The following is an 11,061-nucleotide window of genomic DNA, read 5'->3' as shown; positions in this document are numbered from 1 at the left end:
ATGTCTGTAGAGGTATTGGGATCAGCCAGCATCGAGTCCATTTTTGCGAATATGGACCAGGTTGCAGAGCAATGTGGGGAGCAGTTTCCCTTGTTCAGACAGTCCTCATCCGAGCAATGGACCTTGTCGCGACGTGGCTCCTGGTTAGGGGGCTTCTGGGCGGGCTTGTGGTGGCGACGCGCCTTGATCAGCGGTCAGGAGCAGGATAAGGAGCAGGCGCTGAACTGGAGTCAGAAGCTGCAAGTCTGGCTGGAAGAGCCCAGCATCAATCGAAGCTTTGTGTTCTGGTATGGCTCCGGCCTGGGCAGCATCTGGCATGGGGATAGAGAGGCCGAAGCCCATGTCGATCAGGCTGCACAAGCTCTGCTGAACAGCTTTGATGCCTCCAGTGGCTTCTGGCCTTTGGGTTCCGGGATGGGGGGCGGGGAGGCGGGCAATCACATGTTGAATGTGGATGCTCTGGCCCCTACGCTTTTAGTGCTGGATGCGCAGGGCGGGCCGGTGGCGCGTCAGTTTGGGCAATGGCATGTGGATGCCTGCCTGCGTTATCTGCAAAAGCGCAGCGGAGCCTGGCGGGATACGGTCTTGCTACGCGGGAACGATGTGTTGGCCGAGCAGGGCGCTGAAACCTGGCAACGAGGGCAGGCCTGGGCCATGTTGGGAATGGCAACCGCAACGCGCTTGTATGACAGAAAGTCCTATGCTCAAGCAGCCCTGAATGCCTGCCGATATTGGCACGAGCGTTGGGGGAGATTTGCGCATGGCTTTTTGACACAGGAGTCCCCACTAAGTCCGGTAGACCGTTCAGCCTGGGCGATTGCTTCTTTGGCTATGTATGAGCTGTGGCAGATTCTGCCGGAACAACAATGGCTGCACGAGCAATCGCGCTTGTATCTGGATGCCTTGCTGACCCCTGAGTTAAGTGAAACAGGGCGTTTTGTGGGGCATCTTTACAAAGTTGCGCCGGGGCAGTCTGAACTGGTGGAATCGGCCTGCGCCAGCTTCTTTTTGCTGGAAGCTTTGTTGGCGCATTCGGCTTGAAGAGCGGCCATAGATAGCTTGTATGCCCCCTTGGATGCTCAAGGGGGAAGCTCTATCGGTATGATGTGCGCTTGAGTGTTCTTGATGGCCTTTCAATGCAGGAAAGCATCAAACACAAGGAGCGGGTTTTCTTCCTATGGCAGTCGTAAAAGAACAAACTTCTATACAGATCCGATCCGCCATTCAGGCAGATTATGAAGGTTTGCTGGCCCTTGACACGGTAGCGTCGCAGGAGCCTGAGCGTGCCTTGCAGATTCAGGGCTGGATTCAGAAATCGCAGTGTTATGTGGCTGAGCGAGAAGGCATCTTGTTGGGCTATGGCGTCTTGAATTACCACTTCTTTGGCCACGGCTTTGTCGAGATGCTGATGGTGGGGGAGTCTGGTCGGGGGCAGGGGATTGGCTCGGCTTTGCTGCGATATTTCCGGCAGATTAGTCAGACAGAAAAGCTGTTTTCTTCTACCAACCAATCCAATCAGGCCATGCATGGCATGTTTCAGAAATTGGGCTTTCGACGTAGCGGCGTGATTGAAAATCTGGATGAAGGCGACCCGGAGATTGTGTACGTTTCTCTGGCTAATACAGAGCCAGAAGCATAGGGGCCAAGGCAGACTTGCTGAATTGAATGCCAGTATTTTGTATTGAAAAAGCAGGCCAAAACACAAAAATGGTTTGGCCTGTTTTGCATCTGAGGAAGCAGCGTATCAGGAAATCTGCAAAGAGCCTGTTGCGCCCATCAGCAGGTCGATCACATCCGGCGCGGAAATGATTTCAAAGCGCGGGTCCATCTGCTCGGCGCTCAGGCCGTTATGCAGCATGCAGGACTTGCACACGGCCACGCGTCCACCTTGCTCCAGATATTTCTTCAACAGCTCTGCTGCCGGTTCAAAGGGGGCGCCAATACTGATGGGGTCGGCGGCACCGGGTACACCCAGCGTGACTCCTTCAGCCATCAGAATCAGGCAGGCGCTATGTCCCTTCTGAACCGCATTGACAGCCATGGTCAGGGCCACGGTTACTTTGTCGGGATTGCCCTGGGCATGGAACAGCGTCGATACAAAAGCAGCGGGTTTAGGCATCACAATTCTCCTTGTTTCGGTTCAAGACTTGAATTCATTGAATGCGGCAACGGCATTGGCCGCGTACATCACGGATGGACCACCGCCCATATAGATCGCAACCCCCAAGGCTTCATGTACTTCTTCCAGACTGGCTCCCATCTGCGCCAAGGCCTTGCCATGAAAGCCTATGCAGCCCTCGCAATGGGTGGCTACGCCAATTGCCAAGGCTATCAATTCTTTGGTTTTGGCATCGAGGGCGCCGCCTGTCATGGCGGCCTTGCCCAGATCTCCAAACCCTTTCATCACGTCGGCTTGGGTCTGACGTAGCTGCGCCAGATTGCTGGAAATGCCTTGGGTCAGTTGCTTGTAGCTAGTTTCACTCATGCATGACTCCTGTCGTATTAACAAAAGCAAAGGAATGCTGAAATTGTTGACTGTATTAATTCAGTATATGCTAAATTAAGATTTATCTAAATTAATGCGCAAGAAAAGCTGGATAAACCATGATCCAAAGCAAATCCGACATCGAGCTGTTGCAAGAGAGCGCTGATCAAGCGGCCGCTTTGTTGCAGGCGGTGGGCAATCCCAAACGCCTGGTGATTCTGTGTCTCTTGATTCAGCAAGGCGAGATGAGTGTGGGAGCACTGAACGAGATGGTGGCGTTAAGCCCCTCGGCCCTGTCGCAGCATTTGGCGCGCATGCGCCAGGAAGGTTTGGTCAGCTACCGGCGCGAGGCGCAAACCCTGTATTACCGCATTGAGGACCCGAATGTCGCCACCTTGATTGGCACCTTGAAAGATATTTTCTGTCCCTGAGCCTGATGGCATCAGGGGCGGGGCGCATCGCCTGCAGGCCATCGCCCGACCCGTTTTCCCCTTGCTTCTTTGTTAAAAGGATTCGCCATGAAAAGCAATGTAGGTGGTTTGGATCGTATTGCTCGTATCGTTGTGGGTGTGGTGCTGATTGCGCTGGCAGTCACGAACGTCATCGGCTGGTGGGGCTGGCTGGGCCTGATTCCTCTGATCACGGGGCTGGTCGGTTTTTGCCCGCTGTACCCCATGCTGGGCCTGAGCACCTGCCCGCTGAAAAAGCGTCAGTAAAGCAAGCTCTACTGCCTGGTAGCAGGGGTTTCCCGCCGGCTCCTTGTATGCTCAAGGAGCCTTTTTATCGCCTGAAAAACAGCCTTGTCTCGCGGATGCGTGGCGGCCAAAGCAAGGTGCTTGGCTGGCCTTTTCGCCAATGTATGATACAAATCTGTTTAATGTGGACATTGTTTAGGTGTATTTATGTCTGGCAACAACGCTGACACGGGCAAGAGCAAAAAGATTCTGATCATTGCTGGCCCGAACGGGGCAGGCAAGACGACGTTTGCGCGCTCTTTCCTCCCGGCCGAGGCGGAGGTGCTGCGCTTTATCAATGCAGATCTGATTGCTGCAGGTTTGTCGCCTTTTGCGCCAGAGAGCGCGGCCATCAAAGCGGGGCGTTTGATGCTGGACGAATTGAAAGAAGCAGTTCGCCTGGGCGAGAGCTTCGCGCTGGAAACGACCTTGTCTGGCCAAGGCTATGTGCGCCATATTGAAAAATGGCAGGCGCAGGGCTATCGCGTCAGCTTGTATTTTTTAAGTCTGCCCGATGCGGATATGGCGATCGCGCGGGTGGCAGAACGGGTACGTCAGGGTGGCCATAACATCCCTGAGCCCGTCATTCGTCGCCGCTTTGCGGCTGGCATGAAGAACTTCCTGCATCATTATCGGGATACCGTGGATGATTGGGTTTTGTACGATAACGCAGGCAGTGTGCCAGTCCTGTTGGAGTGGGGAGAGAAAGATGAATAAAGAAGATATTTCCAAAGCAAAAAACCCGGACTTGCGGGCTTCGTTGGCCGCCTTGGAGCGTGCAGCGCAGTCGGCACGTTTTGTGGCCATGCAAACCAATACCTCGGTGGTCTTGGTAGAGAACGGCAAGATGATCAAGCTCTCGGCAGAGCAACTGCGGCAGGAAGTCTGCAAGAGTTGACGACGCTGGGCTGCGATCGCGGTCCTAGCCTGCTCGCGTCGTACTTTTGTTTCTGCTGAACATCTGGTGTTGTGAGGAACTCAAGAGGGCGATGGGTCTTGTAGGCAGGCCTGAGATGGCCGCATGAATATCTATATAGCGCATGGAATCAGCCAGAAAGCAGGCTGGCAGACTAAGTAGTTACTCCAATCTGCCAGACATCCTTGTCGTCGAGATTGGCTTCAGACCATGCCCGCATCATGCTCCCTATCAGGGTACTGGCTCAAGGTCGCCAAAAACTCCGAAGGCGGATAAGCAAAGGTCTTTTTAAAGGCTACTGAATAAGCGCTCAAACTTTCATAGCCACTTTCCAGCGCCGCCTGCGTGATGGACCTGCCTTGCAGCAGAAACTGGATCGAGGCCATCAAGCGCATCTGTTGCCGCCATTTCCCCAGATTCATCCCCGTGCTTTTCAGGAAACGCCGATGCAAGGTTTTCGGCGTCAAGGCGTATTGCTGCGCCACCTCATCCATCGTTTTTTGCTGGGCTGGCGAGCGCACCAGGTCTTCGCAAATCCGTCGCATCAATTCCTCTTCCGGCCAGGGCAAATGAAAAGGCAGGGGATGCAGCACGCGCAACTCTTCTATCAATAGCTGTCCCAGTAAGGCGTCTCGTAACGGTGGGTTCTCTTGCGGAATCACCCGCACCAGTGCTGCAATCAATTCACGCACCAGTGGTGTGACATGGATCACGCAATCGTGGTCCGGTAATTGTGCGGCCAGAATTTCATCAATAAATAAACCATGCACATTCACGGCGGTGGTGGCATTGAGCTGATGCGGCACGCCGGGTCGCAACCAGACGGCGGTGGTCGGGGGCACCAGCCACTGGCCGGTGTCGGCCTGTACCAGCAGCACCCCTTCCGTGGCATACAAAAGATGCCCCCGGTGGTGGCGATGGCGGGGGACTTCATGGCCGGCAGGGTAATGCTCGATTACCCCGCTGACCAGCAAGGGCGACGTATCGGAGTGAGACAAGTCCAGTGCTCGCCCACCGCGTTCAGGGGATGCGTAGCCCATATTCAGGAATGTCCAAAAAAATAAAACAAATGACTATTTTTTGATAGAAGGCTAAGTGTCTTGCAGTCTAAAGTGCTTTTATCGTCTTCATCAAGCACTTTGGGATTGAACCTGTCGTGACTCATTTGCACTTGCTATCGCTAGGCCTACTAGCCCTGACATCCGGTCGGGGTCCGTGCGCCTGTGTGTGCGAATGGTCCTATCCTGGTTTCCCCAGACCCCGACTGTAGCCAGCTCCTTGGAGTAGGGAAGCCAGGTATGTCATTCCCTATATTCGAGGTTCCCATGCTGACTGATCCTTCCCACAAATACCGTCCCTTTCCTGTCGTCAATTTGCCCGATCGCCAGTGGCCGCAGCGCACCCTGAGCCAAGCGCCCGTGTGGCTGTCTACCGATTTGCGCGACGGCAACCAGGCCCTGTTCGAACCCATGAATCGCGACCGCAAATTGCGCCTGTTTCAGGAGCTGGTCCGCATTGGTTTCAAGGAAATCGAGGTGGGTTTTCCGTCTGCCTCGCAAACCGATTTTGATATCGTCCGGCAACTGATTGACGAGGGCATGATCCCGAACGACGTCACGCCTATGGTCATTACCCAACTGCGTGAGGATTTGATCGAGACCACGGTACGCAGCGTGGCGGGCGCGCGTCGTGTGATTGTGCATTTCTACAATGCGATTGCCCCCGCTTTCCGGGAAATCGTCTTCAAGATGGAGGTGCCGCAAATCATCGAGATGGTGCGTCACCATGTGGAGGTGTTCAAGCGCCTGACGGCCAAGCACCCGGAAACGGAGTGGGTGCTGCAATACTCACCTGAAACGTTCTGCATGGCAGAGCTGGAGGTGTCGCTGGCTGTCTGCAATGCGGCTATTGATGCCTGGGACGCGGGTCCAGCGCGGCCCATGATTATCAATTTGCCCACCACGGTGGAAGTGACGACAGCGAACGTCTTTGCTGATCAGATTGAATGGATGGATCGCCATTTGAATAGGCGCGAACATATCGTTCTGTCGGTACACCCGCATAATGATCGCGGAACGGGCGTTGCTTGCGCTGAACAAGCCATGCTGGCCGGCGCACAGCGTGTCGAGGGGTGTCTGTTTGGCAATGGCGAGCGCAGTGGCAATCTGGATGTGGTGACCTTGGCCCTGAATCTGTATACCCAGGGTATCTCTCCGAATCTGGATTTCTCTGACATCTCGGCAGTAGCGCGTATCGCGGAAGAGGCCACGTCCTTGCCCATTCACCCACGTCACCCGTATGTGGGCGATCTGGTCTTTACCGCCTTTTCCGGTTCCCATCAGGACGCGATTGCCAAGGGCTTTGCGGTGCAGAAAGAAGATGCCCCCTGGCGTGTACCTTATCTGCCAGTCGACCCCAAGGATTTGGGCCGCACCTACGACAGTATCGTGCGTGTCAACAGCCAGTCCGGCAAAGGAGGCATCGCTTTTCTGCTGCAACGCGACTACGGCATTGTGATGCCGCGCCGCATGCAGGTGGAGTTCAGTGCCATTGTTCAGCAGATTGCCGATTCCAGCGAAACGGAGCTGAACAGCCAGCAGATTTGGGAACTGTTTGAGACCACCTATTTGCAAGCCAATCAGCGCCAGGGGAACAACAGCTACCGAGCACATCGCCTGTTCGATGAGGCACAAGGGCAGCAGGGTATAGAGCTGCAATGCGTCAATGCCAATGGCGAGACTGAAATCTATACCGGAACGGGCAATGGCCCGATTGCGGCGACAGTGGCGGCCTTGAACCTGCCTTTGCGTATCGATAGTTACGAGGAGCGCAGCCTGGGTTCAGGAGCGGACGCTTGCGCGATGGCGATTGTGGAAGCGGTCATGCCCGGTGTGCCTGGCTCGAAATTTGGTGTGGGCAAGCACGCGAATATCATTACGGCCAGCGTGATGGCGGTGATGAATGTGGCGGCACGTTTTGAGGAGGTCGAGGCTTAAGCAGCCATCAAGCTGCGGTGGGCCGCGCTAGCTCCTGTGTGTAACACAACAGCGCGGGCCACTTTTGACGGCTAAGTGGCTCTGAGTCAGGGGGCGACTCTGCTTGAAGACTGCTTCACATAGCGAGCGGATAAAACCGCATTCACGTCCCTGGCTTACGAAAAACGGACACTCTTTACATTCAAGTAAATGCGATCAAGCAGGCAGTTCGTCTTTTTGATCAACATTCTTGTCTGTGGGCAGGTCTAGATTCACCACCTGGCTTAACCAGCGTGCCACCACCTTCAGTTCATCCTCCGTAAAGCCGTCGGATAGTTGCTGATTCAAGTCCTGCAAGGTTGATTTGGCCTTGATGCTGGCTTCTTCTCCGGCGGGAGTCAGCGTCAGGCAAATCTTGCGTGTATCCACATCGTCCGTCAGGCGTTGAATCAGGCCTGCTGCCTGCATGCGTTTGGACAGTCCGGTAATCGCAGCCGGTGCGACTTGCAAGGCGCTGGCTGCTTCTCCCACCGTGACCGAGCCTTGAGAGCGAATCAAGAACAGCATGCCAACTTGGGCCGCGCTGATATCTGTCCATGTCGAGGGCTGCTTCTGAATCCAGCGCTGCAAAGCCTTGTGGGCATGGTTCAACAAAAAGACAAAACGTGGCTGTGATTTCTGGCTCATTGTGGCGATGGCTGGATAGATATCGGTTAGACGTCAGGAATTCGATGCGGGGCCGGATTCGCTTTGTGCGATCAGCCAGTCGACCACTATAGGCCAAAGTGCCTCGGCGTTGCGTTTACGAAAGAAGCCCATGTGACCAATATGCGCCAAACCCAGCTGCTTGTGCTCCAGTTGATGCCTTTCTATACGGGCCTTGCCTAGTGGTTCCAACAGCCGGGAAATAGCTCGCGGATTGGCCCAGGGGTCATCATCAAAACCCAGAACCAGCAAGGGAATATCGACCTGGCTAGCGCGTTCTTTGGCATCCAGCTGTGGATCGTCATAAAAATAATGGGGCTTTTGCGTCCAGCGGCTCCATTGCTGCATGACGCCACGTGGAAGGTCCTCGCCAAAGCCCAAACGCCGGGTCGGCATATAGCCGTAAAGGCCGCACAGTACGGGAGTAAGTACCCGCATGATCAGCCCCACCCGAAAGCGCTCCATGGGCTTTTCAATTAAAGCGGTAACCCCCGCATGTGACGCAATCATCACGGCAGCTTTCACGGAGCGAGTCGCGGGGGAGATAGCAATCGCATGGCCGCCAACGCTATGACCAACAGCCAACATGGGCAAGCCGTTAAAACGATGGACGACCCAGTCTGTGACGTAAACCGCATCCTCCAGCATCCACTCGGACATGGAAACATCGCATTGGCGTATATCCTTCTGACGAGATCGGCCGATACCCCGGTAGTCGTAGCTCAGAACAATGAATCCCAGGCTGTTCAGATGTTCTGCAAAAGGACGATAGAAATCCTGTGGGACGCCGGTGGCGGGGTGAATGATGATGGACGCTTTGGCATCAGGAGCTGGCCATAAGGTCGCGCTGATCGGGTCTCTTCCAGCCTGCTGAATCGTCACCTGTTGCATGCTTGTCTCTAGTTTTGGTTAACGTGTTAATGATATTAGAGTGGCTTCAGAAGTGAGTCAATCCGGGCCCAAAGGGGAAGGGGGTTGTTAGTGACGACAGTCAGACCTTACATTTCAGCGACCAACCCCTTGATCGCCTCGATATACCAAGCCTGATCGTTCATCCTGTGCGTCAAGATAATCGGTGAAGTCGCCTGCGGTTCTTCGATCAAGCGGTAGTGCAGATCGTTGCGCAGACGAGCCGAGGTTGGGATCAAGCACAAGCCAGAATCGGCAGCCACCAATCCCAAGGCCGCTTGAATTTCCCCGGCCTCATAAACTTCAGCTGGGCGCACGCTGTGATCGTGCAGCAGGTGCAGAACGTGGTCCGCGAAGCTGGGTCTGGGTTCTTTGGGATACACAATCAGCTTTTGGCCTTGCACTTTTTTCAGGCTCAATGGCTTGTCTGAATTGGCCAGATCCGAGCTGGGGGGAATGGCCAGGGCCAGTTGTTCTTCCCGCAACACCGTTCTTTGCACCGACGCATCATTCAGTCGTATCCGTCCGAACCCCACATCAATCCGTCCTGACTTCAAGGCTTCCAACTGCTGCATGGAGGTGAGCTCTACCGTTTGCATATCCACTTCCGGATATTGATGTCGCAGCTTGCGCATCAAAGCGGGCAGGCCGCCGTACAGGGTAGAAGCCACAAAGCCTATCGACAGGGTTTGTCGCTGATGCAGTCCGATTTGCCGTGTCGTATGCACCAGTTGATCGACCCGGCTCAAGATCTGCAAGGCCTGCTCATAAAATACCCGTCCGGCTTCGGTCAGCCGCAAGGGGCGGTTATTGCGCAGCAGCAGTGTGACGCCCAGCTCCTCTTCCAGCAATTGGATCTGTCGGCTAAGCGGGGGCTGGGCCATGTGCAGGCGCTCGGACGCCCGTGTGAAGTTGCGGGTTTCGGCAACGGCCACAAAATATTTGAGCTGACGTAGATCCATAAGGGAAAACCATACCTAGGCTGAATTGATGGTGTTTAGTTTCTTGATTTTTAATATTTATATCAGAAACTATACTCTAAAGGTATAGAACTAGACCTATTTAGTCTTGGAAATAACGGGCCTGCTTCGTGTTCAATCAAGGCATGGAACACACGCGATCTTCTCAACTATTAGCAGCTCCAGCCCTGATCGAAAGGGTGGAGACTTTGCTGCTGGATCTGCCTACGATCCGTCCTCATCAATTGGCGATGACGACCATGCAAGGCCAGACTTTGATGCTGGTGCGCTTGTACTGTTCGGACGGTACGGTGGGTGTAGGCGAGGGCACGACCATTGGTGGTCTGGCCTACGGTGCCGAGTCGCCCGAAGGTATGAAGCTGGCCATCGACACCTACTTCACTCCCTTGCTGCTGGGCGCCAATGCCAGCGCCGTGCCGGCTTTGATGGCTCGCTTGAACACGGCGATTCAGGATAACCGTTTTGCCAAGAGTGCGGTAGAAACCGCGCTGTTTGATGCCCTGGGCAAGCGCACCGGTCTGCCGGTTTCGCACCTGCTGGGTGGCCGCATGCGCGACAGCCTGCCTGTTGCCTGGACACTGGCCTCGGGTGACACCGCCAAGGATATTGATGAAGCCGAGCGCATGCTGGCGCAGGCTCGTCACCGTATTTTCAAACTCAAGATTGGTCGCCGCCCGGTAAAGGACGATGTGGCGCATGTAGCGGCTATCAAGAAAGCGATGGGTGATCGCGCCGATGTTCGCGTAGATGTGAACATGGCCTGGAGCCCCTTGCAGGCTCAGTATGGTATGGCTGGCCTGGTCGATGCCGGGTGCTCGCTGGTGGAGCAGCCAGTGCGTCGTGCTGATGCTCTGGCCGATCTGAAAGGTCGCTTCCCGATTGCCTTGATGGCCGATGAATCCCTGACCGGCCCGGCCTCCGCCTTTGCACTGGCTCGTGATGGTGCCGCCGACGTGTTCGCGATCAAGATTGAACAGTCCGGGGGGTTGCGTGCAGGTTTGCAAGTAGCAGCGATTGCCGAAGCCGCTGGTATTGAATTGTATGGTGGCACCATGCTGGAAGGCGCGATCGGCACGATTGCCGCAGCCCATGTGTTTGCCACAGTGAACCAATTGCAGTGGGGCACGGAACTGTTCGGGCCCTTGCTCTTGACCGAGGAAATCCTGGCAGAGCCACTGAATTACAGCAATTTTGAATTACAGATACCTCAAGGGCCGGGTTTGGGTATCGTACTGGACGAGGATCGTGTCCAGTATTTCCGCCGCGACAGGACACAAGTCAGTGTTGGCTCGGCTGCCTAGGCGCAATAAGAAGCCAGTCGTAGCGGCTTTGCTTGGAACACTTTTTTCAGGATATT

Annotated in this window: 14 protein-coding genes; 8 read left to right on the top strand and 6 right to left on the bottom strand. The window is 55.1% G+C overall.

Annotated features, from left to right (window positions below):
- Both OSH04_RS12210 and OSH04_RS12205 read left to right on the top strand, forming a co-directional pair.
- Positions 1–1,041: a hypothetical protein gene (locus tag OSH04_RS12210; protein WP_266108551.1), complete on the top strand. Its 1,041-nt coding sequence runs from the start codon at positions 1–3 to the stop codon at positions 1,039–1,041.
- Between the two features lie 136 nt (positions 1,042–1,177).
- Complete coding sequence (locus OSH04_RS12205; protein ID WP_266108550.1) at positions 1,178–1,639, top strand: GNAT family N-acetyltransferase; 462 nt, start codon at positions 1,178–1,180, stop codon at positions 1,637–1,639.
- A 105-nt stretch (positions 1,640–1,744) separates the two neighbouring features.
- Here the strand turns inward: OSH04_RS12205 and OSH04_RS12200 are convergent, their stop codons facing one another.
- Both OSH04_RS12200 and OSH04_RS12195 read right to left on the bottom strand, forming a co-directional pair.
- Positions 1,745–2,119, bottom strand: coding sequence for a DsrE family protein (locus OSH04_RS12200; protein WP_266108549.1), 375 nt, complete (start codon positions 2,117–2,119; stop codon positions 1,745–1,747).
- A gap of 21 nt (positions 2,120–2,140) precedes the next feature.
- Entirely contained in the window at positions 2,141–2,485 is a 345-nt protein-coding gene (locus tag OSH04_RS12195) for a carboxymuconolactone decarboxylase family protein (protein WP_266108548.1), read from the bottom strand.
- Positions 2,486–2,604: 119 nt separating this feature from the next.
- Here OSH04_RS12195 and OSH04_RS12190 point away from each other — a divergent pair, with 119 nt between their 5' ends.
- From OSH04_RS12190 to OSH04_RS12175, 4 genes are all read left to right on the top strand, one after another.
- The gene (locus tag OSH04_RS12190) at positions 2,605–2,916 is read left to right on the top strand and encodes an ArsR/SmtB family transcription factor (RefSeq protein ID WP_009454586.1); all 312 of its coding nucleotides are present in this window, start codon (positions 2,605–2,607) and stop codon (positions 2,914–2,916) included.
- 87 nt (positions 2,917–3,003) lie between these two features.
- Positions 3,004–3,201 carry a YgaP family membrane protein gene (locus tag OSH04_RS12185; protein WP_009454584.1) on the top strand — a complete coding sequence of 66 codons (198 nt, stop codon included), beginning with the start codon at positions 3,004–3,006 and terminating at the stop codon, positions 3,199–3,201.
- 186 nt (positions 3,202–3,387) lie between these two features.
- Positions 3,388–3,936 (top strand): zeta toxin family protein, encoded by a 549-nt coding sequence (locus tag OSH04_RS12180; RefSeq protein WP_009454582.1) that lies wholly within the window; start codon positions 3,388–3,390, stop codon positions 3,934–3,936.
- Entirely contained in the window at positions 3,929–4,117 is a 189-nt protein-coding gene (locus OSH04_RS12175; RefSeq protein WP_009454580.1) for a hypothetical protein, read from the top strand. Before OSH04_RS12180 ends, OSH04_RS12175 begins: the two co-directional genes overlap by 8 nt.
- A gap of 221 nt (positions 4,118–4,338) precedes the next feature.
- On the opposite strand, the gene OSH04_RS12170 is transcribed toward OSH04_RS12175, so the two are convergent.
- On the bottom strand, positions 4,339–5,175 hold the full coding sequence (locus tag OSH04_RS12170; protein ID WP_247965493.1) for an AraC family transcriptional regulator: 837 nt from the start codon (positions 5,173–5,175) through the stop codon (positions 4,339–4,341).
- Positions 5,176–5,460: 285 nt separating this feature from the next.
- Between OSH04_RS12170 and OSH04_RS12165 the strand changes: the two genes are divergently transcribed.
- Complete coding sequence (locus OSH04_RS12165) at positions 5,461–7,131, top strand: 2-isopropylmalate synthase (RefSeq protein ID WP_266108687.1); 1,671 nt, start codon at positions 5,461–5,463, stop codon at positions 7,129–7,131.
- A 195-nt stretch (positions 7,132–7,326) separates the two neighbouring features.
- Here OSH04_RS12165 and OSH04_RS12160 read toward each other — a convergent pair whose 3' ends face one another.
- From OSH04_RS12160 to OSH04_RS12150, 3 genes are all read right to left on the bottom strand, one after another.
- Positions 7,327–7,797: a MarR family winged helix-turn-helix transcriptional regulator gene (locus OSH04_RS12160; RefSeq protein WP_266108547.1), complete on the bottom strand. Its 471-nt coding sequence runs from the start codon at positions 7,795–7,797 to the stop codon at positions 7,327–7,329.
- Between the two features lie 33 nt (positions 7,798–7,830).
- The gene (locus OSH04_RS12155; RefSeq protein WP_266108546.1) at positions 7,831–8,706 is read right to left on the bottom strand and encodes an alpha/beta hydrolase family protein; all 876 of its coding nucleotides are present in this window, start codon (positions 8,704–8,706) and stop codon (positions 7,831–7,833) included.
- 107 nt (positions 8,707–8,813) lie between these two features.
- Entirely contained in the window at positions 8,814–9,686 is an 873-nt protein-coding gene (locus tag OSH04_RS12150) for a LysR family transcriptional regulator (RefSeq protein ID WP_060185892.1), read from the bottom strand.
- 143 nt (positions 9,687–9,829) lie between these two features.
- On the opposite strand from OSH04_RS12150, the gene OSH04_RS12145 reads away from it, so the two are divergent.
- On the top strand, positions 9,830–11,005 hold the full coding sequence (locus tag OSH04_RS12145; protein WP_026482747.1) for a muconate/chloromuconate family cycloisomerase: 1,176 nt from the start codon (positions 9,830–9,832) through the stop codon (positions 11,003–11,005).
- Positions 11,006–11,061 lie beyond the last annotated feature (56 nt).

Origin of the sequence: Alcaligenes nematophilus (assembly GCF_026344155.1) — a bacterium.
GTDB classification, from domain to species: Bacteria; Pseudomonadota; Gammaproteobacteria; order Burkholderiales; family Burkholderiaceae_B; genus Alcaligenes; species Alcaligenes phenolicus.
This window is presented reverse-complemented; position numbering and strand designations above follow the sequence as displayed.